Source organism: Pseudomonas sp. SJZ080 (assembly GCF_007828295.1).
GTDB lineage: Bacteria > Pseudomonadota > Gammaproteobacteria > Pseudomonadales > Pseudomonadaceae > Aquipseudomonas > Aquipseudomonas migulae_A.
This window is the reverse complement of record NZ_VIUK01000002.1, coordinates 37,205-64,198: the sequence shown is the minus strand read 5'-3', so window position 1 is coordinate 64,198 and position 26,994 is coordinate 37,205. Positions and strand designations below refer to the sequence as shown.

23 protein-coding genes are annotated in these 26,994 nt (G+C 61.6%); 7 read left to right on the top strand and 16 right to left on the bottom strand.

All coding sequences use genetic code 11. The annotated features are described in order from the left end of the window. Positions 1-82 precede the first annotated feature (82 nt). Positions 83-1,393, bottom strand: coding sequence for an MFS transporter (locus FBY04_RS02740; RefSeq protein ID WP_084323321.1), 1,311 nt, complete (start codon positions 1,391-1,393; stop codon positions 83-85). 172 nt (positions 1,394-1,565) lie between these two features. Here FBY04_RS02740 and FBY04_RS02735 point away from each other — a divergent pair, with 172 nt between their 5' ends. From FBY04_RS02735 to FBY04_RS02720, 4 genes are all read left to right on the top strand, one after another. Beyond that, on the top strand, positions 1,566-2,687 hold the full coding sequence (locus FBY04_RS02735; protein WP_145314443.1) for a sugar diacid recognition domain-containing protein: 1,122 nt from the start codon (positions 1,566-1,568) through the stop codon (positions 2,685-2,687). Between the two features lie 226 nt (positions 2,688-2,913). After that, positions 2,914-4,056 carry a glycerate kinase gene (locus tag FBY04_RS02730; RefSeq protein ID WP_145314442.1) on the top strand — a complete coding sequence of 381 codons (1,143 nt, stop codon included), beginning with the start codon at positions 2,914-2,916 and terminating at the stop codon, positions 4,054-4,056. A 336-nt stretch (positions 4,057-4,392) separates the two neighbouring features. Then, on the top strand, positions 4,393-6,018 hold the full coding sequence (locus tag FBY04_RS02725; RefSeq protein ID WP_145314441.1) for a methyl-accepting chemotaxis protein: 1,626 nt from the start codon (positions 4,393-4,395) through the stop codon (positions 6,016-6,018). Positions 6,019-6,059: 41 nt separating this feature from the next. Further along, positions 6,060-7,247: a pyridoxal phosphate-dependent aminotransferase gene (locus FBY04_RS02720; protein ID WP_145314440.1), complete on the top strand. Its 1,188-nt coding sequence runs from the start codon at positions 6,060-6,062 to the stop codon at positions 7,245-7,247. A gap of 127 nt (positions 7,248-7,374) precedes the next feature. On the opposite strand, the gene FBY04_RS02715 is transcribed toward FBY04_RS02720, so the two are convergent. The 10 genes from FBY04_RS02715 to FBY04_RS02670 all read right to left on the bottom strand — a co-directional run bounded on the left by FBY04_RS02715 (position 7,375) and on the right by FBY04_RS02670 (position 19,999). After that, a complete protein-coding gene (locus FBY04_RS02715; protein WP_145314671.1) occupies positions 7,375-8,352 on the bottom strand; it encodes a D-glycerate dehydrogenase in 978 nt (325 codons plus the stop codon). 21 nt (positions 8,353-8,373) lie between these two features. Then, positions 8,374-9,672, bottom strand: coding sequence for an MFS transporter (locus FBY04_RS02710; protein ID WP_084323316.1), 1,299 nt, complete (start codon positions 9,670-9,672; stop codon positions 8,374-8,376). A gap of 46 nt (positions 9,673-9,718) precedes the next feature. Next, positions 9,719-10,783, bottom strand: coding sequence for a sugar kinase (locus FBY04_RS02705; RefSeq protein WP_145314439.1), 1,065 nt, complete (start codon positions 10,781-10,783; stop codon positions 9,719-9,721). Further along, positions 10,776-11,558 (bottom strand): sugar phosphate isomerase/epimerase, encoded by a 783-nt coding sequence (locus FBY04_RS02700; protein ID WP_145314438.1) that lies wholly within the window; start codon positions 11,556-11,558, stop codon positions 10,776-10,778. Before FBY04_RS02700 ends, FBY04_RS02705 begins: the two co-directional genes overlap by 8 nt. Positions 11,559-11,714: 156 nt before the next feature. Further along, positions 11,715-12,740: a LacI family DNA-binding transcriptional regulator gene (locus FBY04_RS02695; RefSeq protein ID WP_145314437.1), complete on the bottom strand. Its 1,026-nt coding sequence runs from the start codon at positions 12,738-12,740 to the stop codon at positions 11,715-11,717. Positions 12,741-12,878: 138 nt separating this feature from the next. Then, on the bottom strand, positions 12,879-13,487 hold the full coding sequence (locus FBY04_RS02690; RefSeq protein ID WP_145314436.1) for a LysE family translocator: 609 nt from the start codon (positions 13,485-13,487) through the stop codon (positions 12,879-12,881). 52 nt (positions 13,488-13,539) lie between these two features. Continuing rightward, positions 13,540-14,379: an AraC family transcriptional regulator gene (locus tag FBY04_RS02685; protein ID WP_145314435.1), complete on the bottom strand. Its 840-nt coding sequence runs from the start codon at positions 14,377-14,379 to the stop codon at positions 13,540-13,542. A 76-nt stretch (positions 14,380-14,455) separates the two neighbouring features. Further along, a complete protein-coding gene (locus FBY04_RS02680) occupies positions 14,456-15,097 on the bottom strand; it encodes a DUF1345 domain-containing protein (protein WP_145314434.1) in 642 nt (213 codons plus the stop codon). Between the two features lie 630 nt (positions 15,098-15,727). Then, positions 15,728-18,826: an efflux RND transporter permease subunit gene (locus FBY04_RS02675; protein ID WP_145314433.1), complete on the bottom strand. Its 3,099-nt coding sequence runs from the start codon at positions 18,824-18,826 to the stop codon at positions 15,728-15,730. A gap of 15 nt (positions 18,827-18,841) precedes the next feature. Next, positions 18,842-19,999, bottom strand: a complete 1,158-nt coding sequence (locus tag FBY04_RS02670) for an efflux RND transporter periplasmic adaptor subunit (RefSeq protein ID WP_145314432.1) — start codon at positions 19,997-19,999, stop codon at positions 18,842-18,844. Between the two features lie 294 nt (positions 20,000-20,293). Between FBY04_RS02670 and FBY04_RS02665 the strand changes: the two genes are divergently transcribed. Together FBY04_RS02665 and FBY04_RS02660 are read left to right on the top strand one after the other, a co-directional pair. Continuing rightward, positions 20,294-20,995, top strand: coding sequence for a response regulator transcription factor (locus FBY04_RS02665; RefSeq protein ID WP_084321554.1), 702 nt, complete (start codon positions 20,294-20,296; stop codon positions 20,993-20,995). A gap of 4 nt (positions 20,996-20,999) precedes the next feature. Continuing rightward, entirely contained in the window at positions 21,000-22,304 is a 1,305-nt protein-coding gene (locus tag FBY04_RS02660; protein ID WP_145314431.1) for an ATP-binding protein, read from the top strand. A gap of 280 nt (positions 22,305-22,584) precedes the next feature. Here FBY04_RS02660 and FBY04_RS02655 read toward each other — a convergent pair whose 3' ends face one another. Genes FBY04_RS02655 through FBY04_RS02640 form a run of 4 tightly spaced genes read right to left on the bottom strand, consistent with a single transcriptional unit; the run spans position 22,585 to position 25,013 of the window. Further along, positions 22,585-23,352: an anti-sigma factor gene (locus FBY04_RS02655; protein WP_145314430.1), complete on the bottom strand. Its 768-nt coding sequence runs from the start codon at positions 23,350-23,352 to the stop codon at positions 22,585-22,587. Further along, entirely contained in the window at positions 23,349-23,849 is a 501-nt protein-coding gene (locus tag FBY04_RS02650; protein ID WP_208603353.1) for an RNA polymerase sigma factor, read from the bottom strand. Before FBY04_RS02650 ends, FBY04_RS02655 begins: the two co-directional genes overlap by 4 nt. A gap of 46 nt (positions 23,850-23,895) precedes the next feature. Continuing rightward, entirely contained in the window at positions 23,896-24,426 is a 531-nt protein-coding gene (locus FBY04_RS02645) for a tetratricopeptide repeat protein (RefSeq protein WP_145314429.1), read from the bottom strand. Between the two features lie 26 nt (positions 24,427-24,452). Then, the gene (locus FBY04_RS02640; protein ID WP_084321559.1) at positions 24,453-25,013 is read right to left on the bottom strand and encodes a cytochrome b; all 561 of its coding nucleotides are present in this window, start codon (positions 25,011-25,013) and stop codon (positions 24,453-24,455) included. A gap of 137 nt (positions 25,014-25,150) precedes the next feature. On the opposite strand from FBY04_RS02640, the gene FBY04_RS02635 reads away from it, so the two are divergent. Next, positions 25,151-25,921, top strand: coding sequence for a class I SAM-dependent methyltransferase (locus FBY04_RS02635; RefSeq protein ID WP_145314428.1), 771 nt, complete (start codon positions 25,151-25,153; stop codon positions 25,919-25,921). Positions 25,922-26,037: 116 nt separating this feature from the next. Here the strand turns inward: FBY04_RS02635 and FBY04_RS02625 are convergent, their stop codons facing one another. Further along, the gene (locus tag FBY04_RS02625; protein WP_145314427.1) at positions 26,038-26,991 is read right to left on the bottom strand and encodes a D-2-hydroxyacid dehydrogenase family protein; all 954 of its coding nucleotides are present in this window, start codon (positions 26,989-26,991) and stop codon (positions 26,038-26,040) included. Positions 26,992-26,994 lie beyond the last annotated feature (3 nt).

Below are 26,994 nucleotides of genomic sequence, written 5' to 3'. Positions count from 1 at the left end.
AAGGCGGTGTGTCAGTCACTATTGAGTTGCCTGATACGACGCCTTCGCGAGCAAGCCCGCTCCCACACTGGATCTGCGTCTATCAGACGCGCAGGGTGCGGGTCATACGCAACGCCAGCAAACTACCGCAGACAATCACGCCCGCCAGCAGGTACAGCGCGGCGTCGGTCGAGCCGGTGCTGTCCTTGACCCAACCTACCAGGTACGGACTGAGGAAGCCCGCCATCTGGCCCATGGAGTTGATCAACGCCAGACCACCCGCCGCAGCGCCGGCACTGAGCAGCGCCGTTGGCACCGGCCAGAACATCGGCAGGCCGGTGAGGGCGCCCATGGTGGCGATGGTCAGGCCGAGAATCGCTATGGCTGGTGTGGTGGCGAAGTTCACGGCGATCAGCAGGCCGACAGCGCCCATCAGCATCGGCACCACCAAATGCCAGCGACGTTCTTTGCGCAAATCCGCCGAGCGGCCGACCATCAACATGAACACGGCCGCCAGCAGGTACGGAATGGCACTCAACCAGCCGATCACCAGGTTATCGCTGAAGCCCAGGTTCTTGATGATCGACGGCAGCCAGAAGTTGATCGCGTAAACGCCGCTCTGGATGCAGAAATAGATCAGGCCGAACGCCCAGATCGCCGGGTTCTTGAATACCGCCAGCAATGAGTCGGTGGTGGTTTTCGGTTTGTTGGCCAGGTCTTCGGCGTGGTCGGCTTCCAGCACCGAGCGCTCGAACGGCGTGAGCCACTTGGCATTGGCATAGCTGTCGCTGAGCAGGAAGTAGGCGAGGGCGCCGAGGATCACGGTCGGAATGCCTTGCAGCAGGAACATCCACTGCCAGCCGGCCAAACCGCCCTGGCCCGCGGCGAAGTGGTTGAGGATCCAGCCGGAAAACGGGCTGCCAAGCAGGCCGGACACCGGGATCGCCGACATGAACAGCGCCATGATGCGGCCGCGGCGGAAGGTCGGGAACCATTGCGAGAGGTAGAGCACCACGCCCGGGAAGAACCCGGCTTCGGCCGCACCGGTGAACAGGCGCAAGGTGTAGAACTCGGTCGGGGTGGTAACGAACAGCAGGCAGGTCGATAGCGTGCCCCAGACGATCATCATCAGCGCGATCCAGCGGCGCGGGCCGAATCTGGTCAGCGCCAGGTTGCTTGGCACGCCGCACAGCACGTAGCCGATAAAGAAGATCCCGGCCCCGAGGCCGTACACGGTTTCGCTGAATTTCAGTGCGTCGAGCATCTGCAGCTTGGCAAATCCAACGTTCACCCGGTCGAGGTAGTTGAACAGGTAGCAGATGAAAATGAAGGGGATCAAACGCAGGGTAATGCGTTTGTAGACGGCATTTTTTTCGTCAACGATGGCCTGGGTAGCGGCGGCGCTCTGTGACATGGCGGGTTCTCTCTTTATTATGATTTTTTGCGATGCAAAGGGTAACGTTGATCGCCCTGAGAGTCTCAGCCACCCTCATGGCTGCTGTCTTTGTGCCTGAGCACAGGGTTTGTCACCCGGTCCTGTGCGGGTGAACAACCCCCGATCCATCACGCTTGCAAGGATTACCGCTATGTTCGAACTCGATCACGACCTGGCCCAGGACATCGTCGACCGGGCAATGGCCATCCTGCCGTACAACGTCAACGTCATGGACAGCCAGGGGTTGATTCTCGGCAGCGGTGAACCGGAGCGGGTCAATACCCGGCACGAAGGCGCACAACTGGTGCTGGCCAACGGGCGCGTGGTGGAAATCGATGCGCAAACGGCGATCCATCTCAAAGGCGTGCAGCCGGGGATCAACCTGCCGCTGTTGCTCGATCAGCGTTTGATCGGCGTGTTGGGCATCACCGGTGAGCCCGAGCAATTGCGCACTTATGCCGAGTTGGTGCGCATGACCGCCGAGATGCTGGTGGGCCAGCGCAACCAGCAGGCTGAGCAGCAATGGCGGCGCCAGCGTTGCGATGACTTGCTCGCGCTGCTGCTGAGTGAGGCGGGGGATTCGCCGCGGCTGATCGATGAAGCTCAGCAGCTTGGGCTAAAACCGCAGATGACACGGGTGCCGTATCTGTTCGAACTTGGGATGGAACACGGGCCAGGGCAAACCGTCGACGCGCTCAGCGCCTGGCTGACCTCGCGTTACCCGGACAGTTGGTGCGTGAGTTCCGCCAAGTCTTCGTTGCTGTGGTGCCGACCGGCGAGCCAGGCCATCGAGAACGACCGGCTGCTGGAAAAGCTCGACGGCCTTGGCTGGAATATCTTGCGCATCGCCGTGGGCGGGCAGGCGGATGGCTTGTCGGGCTTGCGCCGTTGCTATCGCCGGGTCGGTGACTTGCTGGCCTATGGGCGTGATGTCCTGCCGCATTCGCGCTTGTTGACGCTGACCCGTTATCGCCTGCCGGTGATGCTCTGGCGGCACCGCAACGACGATGCGCTGGACGAGCTGCTCAAACCACTGCGCAAAGTCATCGTCAAGGATGGCAACGGTCAACTGCTGGCGACTTTGCGCAGTTGGTGCGAACACGATGGCCAAAGCCAGGCCTGTGCCGATGCGTTGGGCATTCATCGCAACAGTTTGCGTTATCGCATGGAGCGGATTGCCGAGCTGAGTGGCGTCGATCCGTTGAGGCTCGATGGCATGCTCGCCCTGTATCTCGGCGTACAACTGCTCCCACAGATCGACACCCTCCCATGAACGACACCACCCCTGTAGGAGCCGGCTTGCTGGCGATTGCGTACGACGCGGTGGATCAGGAACACCGCGTTAACTCGATCGCCAGCAAGCCGGCTCCTGCAGAGGCATGCGCAAGTCTCCGGTTTTGTAGAAATGAACAATAATCCTCCATGCCGCTTGTGCAGCGGACCGGCGTTATTGTTCAGGCCTGCTGGCAGCATGAGGGCCTTGGAACTGGAGAATTCGCATGAAGATCGTCATCGCCCCCGATTCGTTCAAGGACAGCCTGAGTGCCCAGGGTGTGGCTGATGCCATTGCCCTCGGGCTGGCGCAAGTCTGGCCCGATGCGCAGTTGATCAAATGCCCGATGGCCGATGGCGGAGAAGGCACGGTCGAATCGATTCTGGCGGCATGCGAAGGTCAACTGCGTCGTACCAACGTCCGAGGCCCGCTGGGCACAACGGTCGACGCCGCGTGGGGCTGGCTGCCACAGAGCCTGACCGCCATCATCGAAATGGCGGAAGCCAGTGGTTTGCAACTCGTACCGCCGGGGCAGCGTGATGCCTGCATCAGCAGCACGTTCGGCACCGGCGAGCTGATCCGCGCCGCACTCGATGCCGGGGCGCAACGAGTGATCCTCGCGATTGGCGGCAGCGCCACCAACGACGGCGGTGCCGGGGCGATGCAAGCCTTGGGCGTGCAGCTGCTGGATGCCCAGGGCGAACCCCTGGCGCCGGGCGGTCTGGCGCTGGCGCAACTGGCCCGCATCGACCTGAGTGACATCGATCCGCGTCTGGCTCGGGTGCGCTTCGATATCGCCGCCGACGTCAACAATCCGCTGTGCGGCCCCCACGGTGCCTCTGCGATTTTCGGCCCACAGAAAGGCGCGACGCCTGCGCAGGTCGAGCACCTGGATCACGCACTCGGGCACTTTGCCGAGCTGTGCACTCAAGTCCTCAACAAAGACGTACGCGACGAACCCGGTAGCGGCGCAGCGGGTGGTCTGGGGTTTGCCGCCAAGGCGTTTCTCGGGGCGCAGTTCAAGGCCGGAGTTGAAGTGGTCGCCGAACTGGTTGGCCTGGCCGAAGCGGTGAAGGGCGCCGACCTGGTGATCACCGGCGAAGGCCGTTTCGATGCGCAGACCTTGCGCGGCAAGACACCGTTTGGCGTTGCACGGATTGCCAGGCAAAACGACGTACCGGTCGTCGTCATCGCCGGCACCTTGGGCGAGGGCTATCAGGCTTTGTACGAGCATGGCATCGATGCAGCGTTTGCCGTGGTGAGCGGGCCGATGACACTGGAACAGGCGTGCACCGAGGCTCCACGGTTGCTCAGTGAGCGAGCGAGCGATATTGCGCGGGTCTGGCGTATCGCCGCGCGTAAAACCTGATACCCCACAATCCTTGTAGGCGCCGGCTTGCTGGCGATAGCGTCCGTCCAGTCAATAAACAGGTTGGCTGACCCACCGCTATCGCCAGCAAGCCGGCTCCTACAGCGTTTGGGTGATCGCGGACTTTTCAGAGTGTTTCACGGGTGAAACACTCGTAACCCCATGAAAAATATTTCGCAAATCCCCGCAAAAATCCTCAACCCCAGCCGATACAGATATCAGGCGCACACAAACCTATTACAACAGTGGCGCCAACCTGAACGGTGCGCCTCAACGCCCGCCCGCCAGTGATTACGGCAAGGACGCTCGAAGCTTCTATCACCCGAGTAACTTCCTATGTCCTTGCGTAATCTGAATATCGCGCCTCGAGCTTTCCTGGGTTTCGCCTTCATCGCCTTGCTGGTGATTGTGCTGGGTGTGTTTGCGGTCAACCGCATGTCGATCATCCGCCAGTCCTCGATCGACATGGGCAGCACCCAACTGCCCAGCGTCGGCTTCCTGGGCAATGTCACCGAAAATATCCTGCGCATGCGCATTCTGTCGTTCCGCATTCTGGTCAACCGCGAGCCGGCCAGTTTGCAGGAAGCTGAAACCCGTATCGGCGTGCTTAACGACAAGGCACGCAAGGCCCAGGCCGCCTACGCCGCATTGCCGGCGGGCCCGGACGAAGCGGCACTGTATAAAGTGTTCAGCGCGACCCTGGACAATTACATGCAAGCCCAGCGCGAAATGTTGGACCTGTCGCGCCAGAATAAAATTGACGAGATGCGCACCCTGATCAACACGCGGATCAAGGACGGCACCGACCAGATGGGCGAACAGCTCAATCGACTGGTGGCCCACAACATTGAGGGCGCCAAAGCAGCAGGGCACGTCGCCGAAGATAACTACAACACAGCCGTGAACGGAATCATCGGGGTGTCAGTGGTAGCGGCGCTCATGACCGTACTGCTGGCCTGGCTGCTGACCCGCAGCATCGTTACGCCGTTGAACCGTGCGGTGCAGGCAGCGGAAACCATCGCCGGCGGTAACCTGACCAAAGCCATTGAAGTCGATGGCAAGGACGAACCGGCCCGGTTGCTCGGCGCCTTGTCCACCATGCAAGGCAACCTGCGCAAAACCATCGAGCAGATCGCCGGTTCCGCCACGCAACTGGGCGCCGCCGCCGAAGAACTCAGCGCCGTGACCGAAGAAGCGTCCCGCGGCCTGCAACAGCAAAACAACGAAATCGAACAGGCCGCCACCGCCGTCAACGAAATGACCGCGGCTGTGGAAGAAGTGGCGCGCAATGCGGTATCGACTTCAGAAGCTTCGAACCAGTCGACCCAGGCCGCTCGAGAAGGTCGCGACCGCGTGGTGGAAACCGTCGACGCGATCCAGACCATGACCCATGACGTGCAAAACACCTCGCTGATGATCGAAGGCCTGGCAACTCAGGGGCGCGACATCGGCAAGGTACTGGACGTGATCCGTGCCATCGCCGAACAGACCAACCTGCTGGCCCTGAACGCGGCGATCGAAGCGGCTCGCGCCGGTGAAGCAGGGCGTGGTTTTGCGGTGGTGGCGGACGAGGTGCGGGCGTTGGCGCATCGCACTGCGCAATCGACTCAGGAAATCGAGAAGATGGTTGCCGGCATTCAGAACGGCACGGGCGAGGCGGTGTCATCGATGCAGCAAAGCAATCAGCGCACCCAAAGTACCCTCGAAATGGCCCGTGCCGCTGGCATTGCGCTGGAGCAGATCACCCAGTCGATCCATCTGATCAACGAACGCAACCTGGTCATTGCCAGCGCGTCCGAAGAACAGGCGCAGGTGTCCCGTGAAGTCGACCGCAACCTGGTGAACATTCGCGACCTGGCCACCCAGTCCGCCGCGGGTGCCAATCAGACCAGCGCCGCCAGTCATGAACTGTCGCGCCTGGCCGTTGATTTGAATGCGATGGTGGCGCGTTTCGTGATTTGAGATAGGGTTGAGGCTAGGAACACGCGCGACTGGAGAAATACATGCGCTATTCAGCCTTGACCCAACGAATCGCCGGCGACGGCGCTGCGGCCTGGCAAATTCATTACCGAGCATTGGAATTACGAGAGCAAGGCGTCGATGTGTTGCTGCTGTCAGTGGGCGATCCGGACTTTGATACGCCGCGGCCCATCGTTCAGGCGTGCATCGACAGCCTGTTGGCCGGCGATACCCATTACGCAGAAGTGCGCGGCAGTCGTGGGCTGCGCGACAGCATCGCCAGTCGTCATCGGCGGCGCAGCGGGCAGACGGTGGGTGTCGATGAAGTGATCGTGATGCCCGGTGCGCAATGCGGGGTGTACTCGGTCGTGCAATGCCTGCTCGATCCTGGCGATGAAGTGATCGTCGCCGAACCCATGTACGTGACCTATGAAGGCGTGTTTGGCGCTTGCGGCGCCAGGGTGGTGCCGGTGGCGGTGCGCTCGGAGAACGGCTTTCGGGTCGATCCGGCGGACGTCGCGGCGCTGATTACGCCGAAAACCCGCGCCATTTTGCTCAACAGTCCCAACAATCCTTCCGGCGTCAGTTTGCCGCTGATGATCTGGCAGGAACTGGCGTCGCTCTGTGTCCGGCACAACCTGTGGCTGATCAGTGACGAGGTTTACAGCGATTTGTTGTACGAAGGCGAGCACATCAGTCCGGCCAGCCTGCCGGGCATGGCCGAGCGCACCGCGACGATCGACAGCCTGTCCAAATCCCACGCCATGAGCGGCTGGCGAGTGGGCTGGGTGATCGGGCCGAAAACCTTGATCGATCATCTGGAACATCTGTCGCTGTGCATGCTGTTCGGCATTCCGGATTTTGTGCAGAACGCGGCGCAAGTTGCGCTGGACGGGAATCTGCCGGAAGTGGCGATGATGCGCGAGGAATATCGTCAGCGTCGCGACCTGGTGTGTGCGAGCCTGAACGCATGTCCGGGATTGCGGGCGGTGCGGCCGGATGGCGGGATGTTCGTGATGGTCGATGTACGTCAGACCGGGCTCTCGGCCCAGCACTTCGCCGAGCGATTGCTGGAGGGCTATGGCGTGTCGGTATTGGCCGGCGAAGCGTTCGGGCCCAGCGCGGCGGGGCATATCCGGATCGGGCTGGTGGTCGACCGACAGAAACTGGCGGATGCGTGTCGGCGGATTGCGTTGTGTGCGGGTGATCTTCTTGAGGCTCGGCGGGCCTGAGGGCTTTGCGTTGTCTGTGCCGGCCTCATCGCGAGCAAGCCCGCTCCCACATTAGATCTGTGGCGTTCACAAAACCAATGTGGGAGCGGGCTTGCTCGCGAAGACGGACTTTCAGGCGCCAAATTTCTCAGGCCTTCCACGCCCGCACATTCACCAGATTCTTCGGCCGCTCTCCCGCCAGCGCCGCCAGCAGATTGTCCACTGCACAGGTGGCCATCGCTTCCCGCGTCTCATGGGTCGCCGAGCCAATGTGCGGCGTTGCCACCACATTGTTCAACTGCAACAGCGGTGAGTCTGGATTCAACGGTTCACGCTCGAACACATCCAGCCCCGCCGCGCGAATCTGCCCCGAACGCAAGGCCTCGATCAGCGCTGCTTCGTCCACGACTTTGCCCCGTGAAATATTGATGAAGATGGTTTGCGGACCCATCAGCGCAAATTGCTCTGCGCCGATCAATCCTTCGGTTTCAGCGGTCAGTGGCAACGTCAGGCAAACGAAATCAGCCTGTTGCAACAGCTCTGGCAAGCTGCGGTATTGCGCATCGAAGCGCTGCTCCACCGCCGGTTTCGGCGAGTGACTGTGGTAGATCACCGGCATGCCGAAACCGAAATGCCCACGCTGGGCCAGCGCTTCGCCAATCCGCCCCATGCCGATGATGCCCAGGGTTTTACCGTGCACATCAGTGCCAAACTGCGCAGGGCCGATGTTGCGTTTCCACTGACCGGTGCAAACCATGTTCGCCAGTTCCACCACGCGCCGGGCCGTCGCCAGGATCAGCGCAAAACCGGTGTCGGCGGTGGTTTCGGTGAGCACGTCCGGGGTGTTGCTGAGCAGGATGCGCCGCTCGGTCAGGTAGTCGATGTCGTAGTTGTCGACGCCCACGGACACGCTGGCAATGGCTTGCAGATTGGGCGCGAGGTCGAGCAACCCAGCGTCCAGTTTCAGGCTGGCGCCGAGCAGGCCCTGGGCGCAGGGCAGGGCTTTACGCAACTGCGCGAGCCCGTCGGCGTCGAGGCTGTCGATCAGCGTCACCTCGGTCTGCTCATGCAGACGGGCCATCAGCAGCGGCGAGAGTTTCTTGTACAGTACAACCTGCTTTTTCATCGTATTCATCTCTGCATCAATTCAAGGATGGGCGGCGGTTGGGCGCGTTACCGCAACCGAAGGACGCTCCCGGTCACTTGCGCCGGGCTTGAGGAAAATCGTCAGCACCACCGACAGCATCAGCGCACCGCTCATCAGCAGGTATGACGCGCCGGGCGAACCGGTCGAACTGTTCAGATAGCCGACCAGATAGGAACCGCCAAACGATCCCAGTGCGCCCATGCTGTTGATCAACGCCATGGCGCCACCGGCGACGTTGGCCGGAAGAATTTCCGGAATGATCGCGAAGAACGGTCCGTAGGGTGCGTACATGCAGGCGCCGGCAATCACCAGCAGGGTGTACGACCACCAGAAATGTTCGGCGCCCAGCGCGTATGAGCCGTAGAACGCAATCGAAGCGATCAACAGCGGCGGCCAGACAAAGCGTTTACGTTTTTGCAGTTTGTCCGAACCCCAGGACACCAACAGCATGCCGATCACTGCCGCCAGATACGGCAGCGCGGAGAGCCAGCCGGCTTCGACCATGTCCATTTGCGCGCCGGCCTTGAGGATCGACGGCAGCCACAGCACAAAACCATAGACGCCGATGCTCCAGCAGAAAAACTGCAGGGCCAGGATGATCACTTTCGGCGAGCGAAAGGCTTCGGCATAGTTCTTCACGGCTTTGATGCCGACCTGTTCGGCGGCGAGGGCGCTTTCCAGATCGTGCTTTTCCTGGTCGCTGAGCCACTTGGCCTGGGCCGGACGATCATCCGCCAGACGCCACCAGATAAACGCCCAAAGCACTGCCGGCAAGCCTTCGATGATGAACATCCAGCGCCAGCTGTAATGCTGCACCAGATAACCCGACACCACCGACATCCAGAGCATGGTCACCGGGTTGCCGAGGATCAGGAAGGTGTTGGCCCGGGAGCGTTCGGCGCGGGTGAACCAGTGGCACAGGTAAATCAGCATCGCCGGCATCACGGCGGCTTCGACCACGCCGAGCATGAAGCGAATAACGATCAGCCAGTAGGCGTTGGAGACGATCCCGGTCAAGGTGGCCAGGCTGCCCCAGAGGATCAGGCTGACGAAGATCAGCTTCTTCACGCTGTGCTTTTGTGCGTAGATCGCCCCCGGCACCTGGAAGAAAAAGTAGCCGAGGAAGAACAGCGCGCCGAGCATCGACGACAGGCCGGGCGTGATCATCAGGTCGGCGGCCATCCCGGAGGCGGCGGCGAAGCCATAGTTGGCGCGGTCCAGGTACGCCAGGCTGTAGGTGATGAATACGATGGGCATGATGTACCACCAGCGGCGGGCGGCGAGCGTTGCGGTTTTCATGATGGTGCTCCTGAGCTTGTTGTTTTTGTCGCAGCAGGTAACGGGTTTAGATGTTTAGTGATTGTGCGGGCCCCTTCGCGAGCAAGCCCGCTCCCACATTTGGATCTGTGTCGGACACAAAATGCGGGGACGAACCCGGTCGAATGTGGGCGCGGGCTTGCTCGCGAAAGGCGGTCTCGAATTCGGCGGACATTTCGGAACGGGTCGGCAACCCCTCCATATCCCCTCGACTCTGCACCGCCCGGCTACCAATCCAGTTGGCGCGTTTTACGGCGTCGGCAACGCTAAGGTTTTCCAGCAGCGCGCTGATCACGCCGACAGCAAAACCATCGCCGGCACCGACGGTGTCGATCACGGTTTCCACGGGCACGCCCGCCACAAAACCTTCATCCAGATGCGTGCGGTAATACGCGCCGTGGGGGCCGAGCTTGATCGCCACGGCTTCGGCGCCCTGGTCGAGGTAAAACGCCGCGATATCAGCGGGGTCTTCGAAGCCGGTCAGCAAGCGACCTTCGCTCAAACCCGGCAGCACCCAGTCGGCGAGGGCGGCGAGGCGGTTGATTTCGGTAATCATCTGTTGCGTGTTGGCCCACAGGCTCGGGCGCAGGTTCGGATCGAAGGACACACTGCGCCCGGCCTCGCGCATGCGTGTCATCAGTTCCAACGACATCTGCCGCGCCGTTTCCGATAGCGCCGCAGGAATGCCGGTGGCGTGCAAGTGCCGCGCCCTGAGCAGCTCGGGGACGATCGATTGCGGCGATAAATGACTCGCCGCCGATCCGCGCCGGAAGTACTCGACCATGGGATCGTCACCATCATCGGTGCGCGACTTGAGTTGAAACCCGGTCGGGTGGGCGGCGTCGATGGCAACGTTACGGCAATCGATGCCTTCCTTTTTCAGGGTGTCGATCACGAACCGCCCCAGCGAATCGTCACCCACCCGACTCAGCCACGCCACGTTGAATCCCAGTCGCGACAACCCGATGGCGACGTTGCTGTCGGCGCCGGCAATGCGCTTGTGGAAGTGGTCGACGTTGGCCAGGTCACCATTGTGATCGGCCACGAACATCGCCATGGTTTCGCCGAACGACAGAATATCGATCTCAGACATGAGCGCTCTCCAGGCGTGTGTTGCCGAGGCGTGCGAGGGCGGCGACATGCTCGGTGGTGAGCTGTACCAGATCGTCGCCTTGCAGCGGATATTCCGCGGCCCGCATGACGCCTTGGGCCATGTGCCGCAGCAGTTGTTCCCACAGATGCAAGTCACTGGCGGCAGGCGGTATGGCAATCAGTTTGCCGTCGGCCCGCCGTGAGACGGCCTTGCAGTGCACGTAGCCGACATGGCGACCGAGCAGGCGGGCGGCGCTGCTGGCGGACTGGTCTTGCCAGTGCCAGTTGCCGATGTCGAAGGTCATTTTGATCGGCAGATCGTGCTGCTCGACCGCAGCGAAAAAGCGCTGGAACGGTTCGATGCGTCCGCCGTGCAAGGTCTGATCGTTTTCCACCAGCAACTGCACGGCGCTTTTGCCCAGGGTCCGGGCGAGGGTCTGCAGGTCGCTGGTGTCGGTGAAGTATCCAAGGGGCACCTTCAGCCATTTGGCACCGAAAGCCTGGGCGCGTTGCAGGACGGTGATCAGTTCGGGATTGGGTTTGGACTGCCCGGCCAACCACAGTTCGATCGGCGAGGAATACACGCTTTCGAGGCCCTTGGCCTGGGTGGCATCGGCCAATTGGGCGGGGTCTTCGATCGTCAGCAACTCTTCGCGCCATTCGATGCAATGGGCACCGGCGGCGTGAAGGATATCGACGAAACTGCCTTGTCCGCGTTGGCGTACAAGGTCGGCGCCGTAGCTGGAGAGGCTGATGGATACAGGTGGTTTATGCATTATTCTGCACCTCTGAAACCGGTTTCATTTTTGTTCAAAAAAAATGGCATGAAGAGTCGTGGTGATCTGTCGGGCCTCTACGCGGGCAAGCCTCGCTCCTACAGGTGATCGCATAACCCGCAGGAGCGAGGCTCGCCCGCGAAGGGGCCATAACATTCACCGAAAGTTTCCAAGCGTCGACCCCCGCACAATCAACCGCGCCGAAAAATCCAGGGTCCGCACCGGCCCGTCATCCCCTCGCAAGCGCTTGAGCAAGCATTCAAACGCGCTCGCGCCAATCTCGGCTGTCGGTTGAGCGAGGGCGGTAATGCCACTGCCCACCAGCGGATACCAATCCAGGTCATCGAGGGCTATCAGACCGATCCCTTCAAACAGGTTGCATTTCAACTCACGCAACGCATGGGTAGCGGCCAGCGCCGCAATCCCGTTCGCGCAGAACAGCGCCTTCGGGCCGGGGCCGGGTGTGTCGATAAAAGTTCTGAGGTGTGCCGTGAGCTCACTGCCGGTTTCAATCAGCGTCCCGCGCAGCGTCGAACGCTGAGCGATCTGCGCCTTGAAGCTGCTGGTGCGCTCGATTCGCGAACTGGTGCCGTCATACGGTTCGGTCACCATCAGCACATCGCGATAACCGCGATCTTCAAGGTGAGCGATGGCGATCTCGACCGCTTGCGGGTTGTCCAGCCCCACCATGTCGCTTTCAAGGTGCTCGACCTTGCGGTCCACCAGCACCAGGGGCATTTCCCGATGCAGTTCCCGCAAGGCGTCGCGGTGGTGGCCGAGGGTGTTCACGATCAGCCCTTCGATGTTGTAGGAGCGCAGCAGGGCGAGGTGCTGGCATTCCTGCTCGTCATCGCGGTCGGTGTTGCACACCACCAGGCTGTAACCGTGCTGACGGCAGGCGGTTTCCACCCCGTGCATCACGGCAATTGAATAAGGGTTGCGGATGTCGGCGACCAGCATACCGATCAGGCGGGTTTTCCCGCGTTTCAGACCGCGTGCCATCTGGTTTGGCCGATAGCCCAGTTCGGCAATCGCCTGCTCGATGCGCAGGGCCGTCGCATCGGACAGCAAGGCGCGATCATCGCCGATGAAACGCGACACACTGGCCTTGGAGACTTTGGCGTGTTCGGCGACATCAAGCATGGTGACGCGGCTGCGCTGGGCGGCGGAGAAATCATTCACGGGCTGAAACCTTCTTATTGGATTTATAAGGTTCATGCGTTTGGGATAGCACTGAAACCGGTTTCAGAAGACCGCAAAATCCAATTCGCTGTCAAGTCCCGCAGCGTCGATTGTCCGACAATGGCCGACGAACGGGATTCAGGCCCAAAGACTCAACCAGGCCGAACCCAACAGCAACAGGGCCATGCAGCGATTGAAGCGTTGCATGGCCCGGGGCGAGCGCAACCACCGCGTCGACCCTGCGCCGAGCAATGCCCAGACCCCCAGGCACGGCAGGGATATCAGGAAAAACGCCAGCGACAAATACATCACGTGAACCAGACGCTGTTCGCCGCCCCCGGCAAAGACACCGACCACAGCCAGCGCCATCATCCAGGTTTTCGGGTTGATCAATTGCAGGCCGGCGGCGCCCACCAACCCGAGTCGGGCATCGGCGTCCCGCGCGGTGACGGCTTCGGCCGGGGCGCTGAAGATCTGCCAGGACAGGTAACTCAGCCACGCCACGCCGATCCACTGCATCGCGGTTTGCACGCCGGGCCAAGCGGTCAACGACGCTCCTGCACCGCTGCCGACCAACAACACAATTGTCGCGGCGCTGGCACAGGCGCCGAAGATGATCGGCACGGCGCCCACCAAGCCGTATCGGGCACTGTTGCTCAACACCAGAATGTTGGTCGGGCCGGGCGTGATCGACGCCACGAACGCAAACAACAGGAAGGGCAGTAACGTCGGGAAAGTGGATAGCATCGCGGGCAAACTCCGGTGAAGATCTTTGAAGTCGATCTTCACAATCCCACGGTCAACTGTCTGGAAGATTTGAGCAGCGCTTGCGATACAGCGCGGGCGTCAGGCCGTAGGCCCGCACGAACCAGCGGCCCAGATGACTCTGGTCGGCGAACCCCAACGTCATGGCCACCGTGGCCGGTTGTTCACCTCGGGCCAGCATTCTGCGGGCCGTGGCCAGGCGCAATTGCACCAGATAGGCGTGCGGGGCGATGCCGTAAGCAGCCTTGAACGCACGGGTCAGGCGAAAGCGATCGACGCCCGTTGCGGCTGCGAGTTGGTCGAGGCCGATGTCCTCGTGGGCATGGGCATGCAGATACTCCCGAGCCTTCTGCGCCACCAACGGCAATCGCGGGTCTTCGCCATAACGGGCGCGCCAGTGCAGGTGAGTGGTGAGGCGTTCGAGCAAACCGTCGAGGGCCGTCTGGCGGACGATTTTCAGCTCGCCGTTGTGCAGCGCCTGAAACGCCAGGCTGGTGGCGTGGGCCAGGCGCACGTCGGTGGCCAAGGTATTGGCGAAGCTCAGTTGACTGTTGTCCGGCGCGTTGTCGAACACGGCACTGAGTTCGCGCTTCAACCACTGCGGATCGAGGTACAGCATGCGGTAGGTAAAACCGTCGACCGTCGGTGCTTCGCCGTCGTGAATGTCACCCGGTTCGAGCAAAAACACCTTGCCCGGCGTGCTCTGGTGCCGGGCCCGCCTGCAGTTGAATTGCTGCACCCCTTGCTCGGTGACGCCCACCAGATAGCTGTCATGCCAGTGCGGGTCGTAGGCGTGGCCCTCGAAATGCGCGCGCAGCGTCTCGATGCCGGTGTCGGCGTCCTGGGCCAGATCGATCCAGTTGTGGCTTGTCATGCTGCACCTGTGAGACGGATTGCCGGGTTATTTAACGCCCGTGGCGAGGGCGATGCCTAGAACGTTTGTGCACGGCTCAGTTGAACAGGCTGGCGGCAATGTTGATCGAAAACCCGAGGATCGCTGTGTTGAACAGAAAACCGATCAGCGATTGCGCCAGCACGATCTTGCGCAAATCCCGGGTCGCCACGCCGACATCGGAAGTCTGTACCGCAGCGCTGATGGTGAACGAGAAATACAGGAAGTCCCAGTAATTGGGAGTGGTCAGGCCTTCGGCGAAACGCAGCGCCGGGTCTTTGCCGTCCCAGGTGTAGAACAGACGAGCGTAATGCACGCTGAAAATCACCCCGATCAGCAGCCATGAACCGATCACGGTCAGCGCGGTGAAACCGTAGTGCAGCAGCTTGCGGGTGGTTTCCAGCTCCCGGCTGCCGGCGAGTTCAAAGCCGATGGTCGCCAGGCTCGCAATGGCGGCGATGCACACCACGAACAGCACCAGCCCGGCGTTTTCGTCTTCGACTTCGGCGATGCGCTTCACGTCCGGCGCCTTGGCGCGTGCGGTGAGCCAGAGCATCAGGATGAGGTAAGCCCATACCCCGGCGTTCCAGCCGAAGAGGATTTTGCTGATGATCGAATCGGCCGGAGCCAGAATAGCCACCGCAACGCCGAGCGTGGCAGCGGCGGACAGGCGAGGGTGTGTGCGGGCGAGGAAGGGCATGTGAGCTCGATGGGCCAGGGTATGCAAACACCATAGCCCAGCGCGCCCCCTTCTGACCAACGACGATCCCTGCAGGATCTGGCTTGCTGGCGATGGCGTCCATCGAGTCGGTCAACCGGTTGACTGACCCACCGCTATCGCCAGCAAGCCGGCTCCTACAAGGGGAATGTGCGGTCAGGTCGTTTTGTGGCGCTTGCGGACGAGTTTCATCACCACCACAAAAAACACCGGCACCCACACCACGGCCAGTGTCGCGCTGATCATTCCGGTTGACGCCAGTGGCACAACGCGAGATCCCTGTAGGAGCCGGCTTGCTGGCGATGGCGTCCATCGAGTCGGTCAACCGGTTGGCTGACCCACCGCTATCGCCAGCAAGCCGGCTCCTACAAGGGGAATGTGCGGTCAGGTCGTTTTGTGGCGCTTGTGGACGAGCTTCATCGCCACCACAAAAAACACCGGCACCCACACCACGGCCAGTGTCGCGGTGATCATTCCGGTTGACGCCAGTGGCACAACGCGAGATCCCTGTAGGAGCCGGCTTGCTGGCGATGGCGTCCATCGAGTCGGTCAACCGGTTGACTGACCCACCGCTATCGCCAGCAAGCCGGCTCCTACAAAGGGAATGTGCGGTCAGGTCGTTTTGTGGCGCTTGTGGATGAGTTTCATCACCACCACAAAAAACACCGGCACAAATACCACCGCCAAGGTCGCGGTGATCATCCCGCCAATCACCCCGGTGCCGATGGCTTGCTGGCTCGCGGAACTCGCCCCGGTGGCGATAGCCAGCGGCACGACGCCGAGGATGAACGCCAGGGACGTCATGACGATCGGCCGCAGACGCAGGCGCGCGGCTTGCAGCGTGGCGTCGATCAGGTCGTGGCCTTCGTCGTACAGGCTCTTGGCGAACTCGATGATCAGGATCGCGTTCTTCGCCGACAGGCCGATGATGGTGATCAGCCCGACCTTGAAGAACACGTCGTTGGGCATCCCGCGCAGCGTCACGGCCAGTACCGCGCCGAGCACGCCGAGCGGCACCACCAGCAGCACCGAAGTCGGAATCGACCAGCTCTCATACAACGCCGCCAGGCACAGGAACACGATCAGCAGCGACAAACCGAGCAAAATCGGCGCCTGACTGCCGGACAGTCGTTCCTGCAACGACAGCCCCGTCCATTCCTGACCCAACCCCGCCGGCCCTTGCGCGACCAGTCGCTCGATTTCCGCCATGGCTTCACCGGTGCTGTGACCCGGCGTCGGTTCACCGGAAATACTGATCGCCGGGTAGCCGTTGTAACGGGTCAACTGCGCTGGTCCCTGGGTCCATTTGGCCTGGACAAAGGCGGAGAGCGGCACCATTTTCCCGTTGCTGTTACGCACATGGATCTTCAGCAGATCGGCGACCTGACTGCGTTGATCGCCCTCAGCCTGGACCACCACCCGCTGCATCCGCCCCTGATTGGGGAAGTCGTTGATGTAGGCTGAACCGACGGCGGTGGACAGCACACTGCCGATGTCGGCGAAGGAAACACCCAGCGCATTCGCCTGTTTGCGGTCCACGATCAGTTGCACCTGCGGCGCTTCGGCCAGCGCGCTTTCGCGCACGTTCATCAGGATCGGGCTTTTCTCGGCAGCTGCCAGCAACTCGGTGCGCGCCTGCATCAGCGTGGCATGGCCGAGGCCACCACGGTCCTGCAAACGGAACTCGAAACCGCTGGAGGTGCCGAGGCCGTCCACCGGCGGCGGCAGGACCGAGAACGCCATGGCGTCCTTGATCTGGCTCAGCGCGATGTTGGCGCGGTCTGCGATCGAACTCGCCGAGTCGTCGCTGCCGCGGTCCGACCAGTCTTTCAAGGTGGTGAACGCCAGCGCCGCGTTCTGCCCGCTGCCGGAGAAGCTGAAGCCGAGGATCACCGTGCTGTCGCCGACGCCAGGTTCCGTGGCGTTGTGGGCTTCGATCTGTTCGACCACCTGCACCGTGCGATTCTTGCTCGCGCCGGGCGGCAACTGAATGTCAGTGATGGTGTAGCCCTGATCCTCCACCGGCAGGAACGAGGAGGGCAGGCGACTGAAGCACAGGCCCAGGCCGATCAGCAGCACGCCATAGATCAACAGGTAACGACCGCTGCGTTTCAGTGCATAGGCGACCCAGCCCTGATAGCGCTCGGTCAGTTGCTCGAAACGCTTGTTGAACCAGCCGAAGAAACCGCCCTTGGCGTGATGGTCGCCCTTGGCAATCGGCTTGAGCAAGGTCGCGCAGAGCGCCGGGGTCAAGGTCAGCGCAAGGAAGGCCGAGAACAGAATCGAGGTGGCCATCGACAGCGAAAACTGCCGGTAAATCACCCCGACCGAACCCTGCATGAACGCCATCGGAATGAACACCGCCACCAGCACCAGGGTGATGCCGATGATGGCGCCGGTGATCTGCTTCATCGCCTTGCGAGTTGCCTCTTTCGGCGACAGGCCTTCGGTGACCATGATCCGCTCGACGTTCTCCACCACGACGATGGCGTCGTCCACCAGAATGCCGATGGCCAGCACCATGCCGAACATGGTCAGCACGTTGATCGAGAACCCCAGCGCAAGCATGGTCGCAAAAGTGCCCATCAGCGCCACCGGTACAACGAGGGTCGGAATCAGCGTGTAGCGGATGTTCTGCAGGAACAGGAACATCACCGCGAACACCAGCACCATTGCCTCGATCAGGGTGTAAACCACTTTGGTGATCGACACTTTGACGAAGGGCGACGTGTCGTACGGGATCTTGTATTCGACGTTGGCGGGGAAGTAGCGCGCCAGTTCATCCATCTTTGCCCGCACCAGCGTGGCGGTGCTCAGGGCGTTGGCGCCGGGCGACAACTGCACGCCGACGGCGGTGGACGGCTTGCCGTTCAGGCGCGTGCCGAACTGATATTCCTGGCTGCCGATCTCGACCCGCGCCACATCGCCGATGCGCACCGTGGAACCGTCGGGATTGGCCTTGAGCACGATGTCGGCAAATTCTTCCGGCGTCGACAGCTGGCCTTTGACCAGAATGGTCGCGGTGATTTCCTGGGTGGTGCGGGTCGGCAGATCGCCGATGCTGCCGGCCGAGACCTGAGCGTTCTGCGCGACGATGGCCGCGTTGACGTCGGCCGGTGTCAGGTTGAAACCGATCAGCTTCTGCGGGTCGATCCAGATCCGCATCGCCCGTTCGGCGCCATACAACTGGGCCTTGCCGACACCGTCCAGACGCTTGATCTCGTTCATCACGTTGCGCGCCAGGTAATCGCTGAGCGCCACGTCGCCGAGCTTGCCGTCAGTGGAGGTCAGGGTGATCAGCAGCAGGAAACCGGCAGAGACTTTCTCCACCTGCAAGCCTTGCTGATTGACCGCTTGCGGCAAGCGCGACTCCACGACTTTCAGGCGGTTCTGCACATCCACCTGGGCCATTTCCGGGTTGGTGCCCGGTTGGAAAGTCGCCTTGATCGTGGCGCTGCCCAGGCTGCTCTGGGATTCGAAATACAGCAGATGATCGGCGCCGTTGAGCTCTTCCTCGATCAGGCTGACCACGCTTTCGTCCACGGTTTGCGCCGAGGCGCCCGGGTACACGGCATAGATTTCGATCTGCGGCGGCGCGACATCGGGGTACTGCGCCACCGGCAACTGTGGAATGGCCAGGGCGCCGGCCAGCAGGATGAACAGGGCCACCACCCAGGCAAACACCGGGCGATCGATAAAGAACTGCGGCATAAAAAAGCGTCCTGCTTACTGACCAGTGGCCTGGGCAAGTGGAAGAGGGGAATCGTCGATCTGCACTTTCTCGCCGGGCTTGGCGTGTTGCAGGCCTTCGATGACGATGCGGTCGCCGGGCTTGAGACCTGCGGTGACGATCCAGCGATTGTTCTGCACGGCGCCCAGCTCAACCGGCTGCTGGCCGACCCGCTGATCTGCGTCGAGCAGCAGCACCTGAGCAATACCGGCGCTGTCACGCTGGATGGCCCGTTGCGGCACGCTGATGCCTTGCTGATTCACAGCTTGCTCCAGGCGTACTCGCACAAAGCTGCCGGGCAGCAAGTCGAGGTCCGGGTTGGGGAACTCGCTGCGCAGGATGATCTGGCCGGTGCCCGGGTCGACGGTGATGTCGGTGAACAGCAGCTTGCCCGGCAGCGGATAGAGACTGCCGTCGTCCTGGATCAGGGTGGCTTTGGCCTGGCCCTGGCCGACTTCCTTCAACTGACCGGAGCGGAAGGCACGGCGTAGATCGTTGAGTTCGCGGGTCGACTGGGTGAGGTCGGCATGGATCGGGTTCAGTTGCTGAATCAATGCCAGTGGTGTGGTTTCGTTCTGCCCGACCAGCGCACCTTCGGTGACCAGTGCACGGCCGATACGCCCGGAAATCGGCGCGGTGACGGTGGCGTAGCCGAGATTGAGTTTCGCCCGCTCCACGGCGGCCTTGTTGGCGGCGACCTGGGCGGCGGTTTGCCGCACGTTGGCTCGGGCGTTGTCGTAGTCCTGACCGCTGATGGCGTTGCCTTCGATCAACTGGGCATAACGCTGCTCTTGCAGGCGTGCCTGAAACGCATTGGCCTCGGCTTTTCGCAGTTCCGCTTCGGCGCTGTCCAGATCAGCCTTGAACGGCGCGGGGTCGATGCGAAACAGCACGTCGCCTTTTTTCACATCGCTGCCTTCGTGGAAGACCCGTTGCAACACGACGCCGGCGACACGGGCGCGAACTTCGGCGATCCGGGGCGCGGCTATCCGCCCGCTCAGTTCGCTGGTGATCGACAGAGGCCGGGCGTCGAGGGTTTCGATGCGCACGGTGGCCAATGGCGCCTGTTCTTCGGCGATAGAGGACTTGTCACAAGCGCTCAGCATCAACGCCAGTGCCAGCAGGCTGAGCTTGGCAAGCAGGTTCTTTGACATGTAAATACCCCAATAATGAACTCCCGTATCCTACGGGGAGCCGACGAGGGTAGCGGTGAAGCTTTGTTGGTGCTGTGTGAAATTGTGTAAGGGTTTTACTCAGGGGCGGGTGAGGGCGTATATCCTTCACGGCTTGATTCCTTTTGCGACTTCGAGGCCGCCATCGCGAGCAAGCCCGCTCCCCCATTGGATTTCTGTGCACACGAATTTTGTGCTCGACAGCAATCAAATGTGGGAGCGGGCTTGCTCGCGAAGGGGCCCACGTGATCGCCACAGAACTCCCTGGAAACACCCATGCCCAACATCCTCCTGGTCGAAGACGACACCGCACTCTCCGAGCTGATTGCCAGCTACCTGGAACGCAACGGCTATTCCGTCAGCGTGATCAGCCGTGGTGACCACGTGCGCGAGCGTGCGCGGGTCAATCCGCCGGACCTGGTGATCCTCGACCTGATGTTGCCGGGCCTCGACGGCCTGCAAGTCTGTCGCTTGCTGCGCGCGGATTCGGCGACGCTGCCGATCCTGATGCTCACCGCCCGCGATGACAGCCACGACCAGGTGCTGGGCCTGGAAATGGGCGCCGATGACTACGTCACCAAACCCTGCGAACCGCGAGTGTTGCTGGCCCGCGTCCGTACGCTGTTGCGCCGCAGCAGCCTCAGTGAGCCGCAGACCGCCAACGACCGCATTCTCATGGGCAATCTGTGCATCGACCTGTCCGAGCGCACCGTGACCTGGCGCGAACAACTGGTCGAACTGTCCAGCGGCGAATACAACCTGCTGGTGGTGCTGGCCCGGCATGCTGGCGAAGTGCTTAGCCGCGACCAGATCCTGCAACGCCTGCGCGGTATCGAATTCAATGGCACAGACCGCTCGGTGGACGTGGCGATCTCCAAGTTGCGGCGCAAATTCGACGACCACGCTGGCGAAGCGCGAAAGATCAAGACCGTGTGGGGCAAGGGTTATTTGTTCAGCCGCTCCGAGTGGGAATGCTGAAGCGATGTTCAGACTCCTCTTTCGCCTGTATCTGGTAACCATCGTCTCCTACAGCGCGGCGATCTATCTGGTGCCGGACGTGGTGATCAAGGTCTTCCAGGAGCGATTCGTCACCTACAACCTCGATTATTCCCGCGGGCTGCAAACCCTCATCGTCAAGCAGTTCCATGCCGTGCCCGAGGCGCAATGGCCGGCGTTGGCGAGCGAGATGGATAAGGAATTCGACCCGCTGCACATCGTTCTGACCGGCAATGACGATCCTGGCTTGACCCTGGCAGAGCAGAAGCGTTTGCAGCGTGGCGAGAGCGTGGTGCGCATCGGCGACTGGGGCTGGCGCACCTTGGCGGTGACACCGTTGAACCAACAAACGGTGGTGCAAATGGTTGTGCCGCCGGACCCGCTGGACGTCAATTTGTTGTACTGGAGCATCAACGTGCTGATCGGCGCGACGATGCTGGCGTGTTTGCTGCTGTGGCTGCGCCCGCACTGGCGCGATCTGGAACGCCTTAAAGGCACCGCTGAACGCTTCGGTAAAGGCCACTTGAGCGAGCGCACGAAGATTTCCGCCAACTCCAATATCGGTAGCCTGGCCAACGTGTTCGACACCATGGCCGGCGATATTGAAAACCTGCTCAACCAGCAGCGGGATTTGCTTAACGCAGTCTCCCACGAACTGCGCACGCCGCTGACGCGCCTGGACTTTGGCCTGGCCCTGGCGCTGTCCGACGACTTGCCGGTCGCCAGCCGCGAACGTTTGCAAGGCCTGGTTGCGCACATCCGTGAACTCGACGAGCTGGTGCTGGAGCTGCTGTCCTACAGCCGCCTGCAAAACCCCGCGCGTTTACCGGAGCAGGTTGAAGTGTCGCTGGATGAATTCATCGACAGCATTCTGGGCAGTGTCGATGAAGAGTTGGAGTCTCCTGACATCGTGATTGATGTGCTGCTTCACGGCCAACTCGAACGCTTCAGCCTCGACCCGCGCCTGACCGCCCGCGCGATTCAGAACTTGCTGCGCAACGCGATGCGGTATTGCGAGAAGCGCATTCAGATTGGTGTGCAGGTCTGTGCAAAGGGGTGTGAGATCTGGGTCGATGACGATGGGATCGGCATTCCCGATGATGAGCGTGAGCGGATTTTCGAACCGTTTTATCGGCTGGATCGCAGTCGGGATCGAGCGACAGGCGGGTTTGGTCTGGGACTGGCGATCAGCCGTCGGGCGCTGGAAGCGCAGGGCGGTACCCTCACGGTCGAACCTTCACCGCTGGGCGGTGCGCGGTTTCGGTTGTGGCTACCGACTTCGGCCTCATGATCGCTGCGACTACCGCACCACCCGTGTAGGAGCTGGCTTGCTGGCGATGGCGTTGTTGAAGTCACCGCAATGTCTGATGGCGCCATCGCTAGCAAGCCGGCTCCTACAGGTCACATCGCCGCTGGGCGGTGCGCGGTTTCGGTTGTGGCTACCGACTTCGGCCTCATGATCGCTGCGACTACCGCACCAACCCGTGTAGGAGCCGGCTTGCTGGCGATGGCGTTGTTGAACCCACCGCAATGTCTGATGGCGCCATCGCTAGTAAGCCGGCTCCTACAGGTCACGCGCTGAGCCGGCTTTTGATCAGCTTCGCCATCTGCTCCAGTTCCGCCGCCGGGTTATGCCCGATCAGCATCCATGCATGTTCCATGTCCGCCCAGTACACCACGTTCATCCCGTGTCGACGTTCGTGGGCGAAGTGCCGGCTGCCGCTGTTGGAGCGGGTGATACATAACGCCACGGGACCATGCGCGGGGTCCAGATAGGTTATCTGGGCGATGGGCATGCCGTCGTATTCGAGGATTTGCGCGCGTTTGAGTTCGAGGCGTGGCAGGGACAATTGTGCAGGCAACAGACTCAACCCCAGGCGTGCGTCGATGGTGCGCAGTTGCGCGCGTTGCGTGGCTTCGTCACTGGGCAGGTGTTCCAGGGTTTGTGGCACGTACAGCGCCATATAGTCCGCCACCAGCCCGCGCCAGCTATTTTTTGGCTGACTCGACTGCCAGCCGAGAAACAAGCGATCTGCTACCACACCGCTCACCACCAGGCCGGCCGCCGCGGCAAGAAACCAGCGTCGACTCATCGCGGGGCGGGCAGGCGAGGGCAAGGTCTCGAGCATGGCGTGCAAGCGGTCCATCGGTGCCTGTTGTGTCACTTCATCGTAGGCCTCGCGGAATGGCAGATTGCTGCGGGCCAGCCATTGCAGACGCAAATTGAGTACCGAATCTTCGGCGATGGCCGCGTCGATGCGGCTGCGCTGATCAGCATCGAGTTGGTCATCCAGGTAGGCCACCAGTTGCTCGTCCGATGGTTTTGCGTGATCGTTCATCGACGTTCTCCGGTGGTAGGGTTTGGCACGGCGTGCAGCAACGGCGGATACTCGGCCAGTTTCGCTCGTGCGGCGGCCAGTCGACTCATGACCGTGCCGATGGGCACGTCCAGCACATCGGCGACTTCGCGATAGGACAAACCTTCGACGTAGGCCAGAAACACGGTTTCGCGCTGGGCTTCGGGCAGTGCATCGACGCGCCGGATCACCTGCGTCGCGAGCACGTGGGTTTGTGCGGCGTGTTCACCATCGAACGACAGGGCGCTATCGGCATCCACCTGCCCCTGGCCCTGACGCACCCGCCGCGCGCGCACTTCGTTGAGCCAGATCGAATGCAGGATGCTCAGCAGCCAGCGGTCCATGCGGGTGCCGGGGACAAATTGCCCAGCACGCTCAAGCGCCCGAACGCAGGTGGCCTGCACCAGGTCTTCGGCGACATGCCGTTGCCGGGACAGCAGCAGGCCGTAGCGCCATAAACGCGCCAGGTGCTGGCCCAGCTCTGCCCGTATTGTCTGATCGCTGGCGATGGCGACCTCCGTCCTGTCAGGTTTTCAATGAATCGTGGATGGCTTCGGCCAGGTCCTGGTATTCCTCGCAGGTGTTGCCGCAGATCGATTTGATCTGCTGCAACTGCTCTTGCGCGAGGTCCAGGCGACCCTTGATCACATAAGCTTCGCCCAGGTATTCGCGGACTTGCGCGTACTGCGGATCGAGTTTGACCGATTGCAGGTAATAACCGATGCCCTCGTCGGTGCGCCCCAGTTTACGCGTGGCGTAGCCGCGATAGTTGAGCGCCTTGGCGGTGTTCGGGTTTTTCAGCGTATCGAGCAAGGCCAGGGCTTCTTCATAACGCCCGTCCCTGGCCAGGCGGTAGGCGTAGTCGGTGCGGTCGGCGTCCGGTACGAGGCTGCTGGTCTGCATCACGCATTTCTGCGATTTTCTGTCCCAGACCTGGCCTTTGGGGCAGTTGGGCTTGGCGGGTTCTTCGTCATCGCCGTTGGCCAATGCCAGGGCGCTGGACAACGTAGCGGCGAGCAGCAGCGGGGCGGTAAAAACAGCAAAACGACTATTCATGGCGAAGCTCCACAGGGTTATTCGTTTCATTTCAAACCACGCCCCGGCAACATGCGGCGCAACGTGTTATCACGCAAGCCGTAATGGTGAACCAACGCCATCAGCGCATGCAGTCCGGCCAGAACCACGATGACCCACGCTACCTGTTCGTGCAGGCCGCCGAACACCGGTTTCATGCTTCTATCAATGCTGATCAAGGTCGGGACGTCGAACAAGCCAAAAAAGTTGAACGGTTCTGCCTGGGCCCAGCGAAACAGGAAACCCAGCACGATCTGGCTCAGCAACAATGCATAGAGCGCCAGGTGCGCGGTCTTGGCCGTCATGTTCATGACGCCCTGATTGGCGGTCGGCAAGCGCCGGCCTCGGGACAGACGCCAGAGCAGTCGGGTGATGACGATCACCGCGAGCAGGATGCCGCAGGAAATGTGCAACGCTTGCAACTCCTTGCGCAGCGGCGTGCCCTTGGCCAGTTGTTCCCAGACCTGGGCACTGGCGAACAGGCCGATCACCAGCACGGCGGTCAGCCAGTGCAGGGTCATGGTCAGGCGGTCGTAACGTCTCGGCGAATCCGGGTTCAGGTTGTTCACGGGCAATCCTCATATGCGATGGCAGGTGAACACCGCAGAGTGAACAATTATTCATTTCTTTCTGGCGGTCTTTTCAAGGAAAGCGCAAATCGAGGCGCTATGCTCGACAGCGTTCGAAGTCGTTCTGGAGTTCTGTCATGAAACAGGTCCATCACTCAGCGGCCGCCGGTTACAAAACGGCTGCCGACACTTACGTTCGTGGTCGTCCGGATTATCCGCCGCAAGTGGCCGGCTGGCTGACAGGCGCATTGGGTTTGAACGCGGATAAATCCGTGGTCGATCTGGGCGCCGGGACTGGCAAGTTCACCGGTCGGCTGGTGGCGACCGGGGCGCAGGTGATTGCCGTGGAACCGGTGCCGCAGATGCTCGAAAAATTATTGGACGCCTGGCCTGATGTATTGGCGGTAAGCGGCACGGCCACGGACCTGCCGCTGCCGGATGCGTCGGTGGATGTGGTGATCTGCGCCCAGGCCTTCCACTGGTTTGCCAGCGACGAAGCCCTGACTGAAATTGCCCGGGTGCTCAAACCTGGCGGCAAGCTGGGGCTGGTGTGGAACCTGCGCGACACTCGCGTGAGCTGGGTGCCCAAACTGGATGCGATCGTCAATGCACTGGAGGGCGATACGCCGCGTTTCTACACCGGAGCCTGGCGTCGGGCTTTTCCGCATGCCGCGTTCGGGCCGCTGCAGGAGCAGCAGTTCAGCCATGAGCATACGGGCTCGCCGGAAGACGTGATTTTCAACCGCGTGCGCTCCACCAGCTTCGTCTCGGCATTGCCGGCAGTCGAGCGGGCGAAGGTGGATGAGCAGATGCGGGCGTTGATTGATGCCGTGCCTGAGCTGCGGGGCAAGGATGTGGTGACGGTGCCGTATGTGACGGCGGCGTTTGTGGCGGTGAAAGTCAGTTAGATCGGTGGAGAACAGTGTGGGAGCGGGCTTGCTCGCGAAAGCGGTGGATCAGCCAACATCATTGTTGAATGACACACTGCTTTCGCGAGCACGCCCGCTCCCACAGGGGGGATGTGTCAACCCAACAACCGAATCGGTTTGTCGGCAGACCAGGCCTGAATATCCTCGATCATCTGCGAAAAGAACTGATGGTAATTCTGCTGGCTGACATACCCGACATGCGGCGTCGCCAACACATTTTCCAACGTTCTGAACGGGTGATGAGCCGGTAAGGGTTCCTGCTCGAACACATCCAGCGCCGCCCCGGCGAGGCGCTTTTTCTGCAGTGCCTTGATCAGCGCCGCTTCATCGACAATCGGCCCGCGTGCGGTGTTGACCAGCAGTGCTGTTGGCTTCATCCAGTCCAGCGCCTGCGCGTCGACCAATCCGCGGCTGCGGTCGCTGAGCACCAGATGCACGGACAGCACGTCGGCCTGTTCGAACAGTTCCTGTTTGCTCACATAGGTCACGCCGGCTGCGGCAGCGCGTTCGGCGGTCAGGTTCTCACTCCAGGCAATTACCCGCATACCGAACGCCTGACCGAACTGCGCGACCCGCTGGCCGATGCTGCCCAAACCGAGAATCGCCAGGGTCTTGCCGTGCAGGTCGCCTCCCAGACCTTGTTGCCAAAGTCCTGCGCGCAGGGCATTGGCTTCCACCACGAGGTTGCGGGTCGCGGCCATGATCAACGCCCAGGTCAGTTCCGGCGCGGCGTGTTTGTAGCTGTCGGTGCCACTGACCTGAATGCCGAGGGCTGCAGCGGCTTTGAGGTCGAGCGCAGCGTTGCGCATGCCACCGGTGACCAGCAGTTTGAGTTTCGGTAGCCGGCGCAGCAAATCCTCGTCGAACCGGGTGCGTTCGCGCATCACGCAGATCACTTCGAACTCGCCCAGGCGTACGGCCAGCGTCTCGTTGTCAGCCGGGTAATCGTGGATAAAATCAACCTGACCAATGGCGTCCAGCGCCGACCAGTCCACGACATTGCGTGCCACATCCTGCCAGTCATCGATTACCGCGATCTGCACTGCCATCAG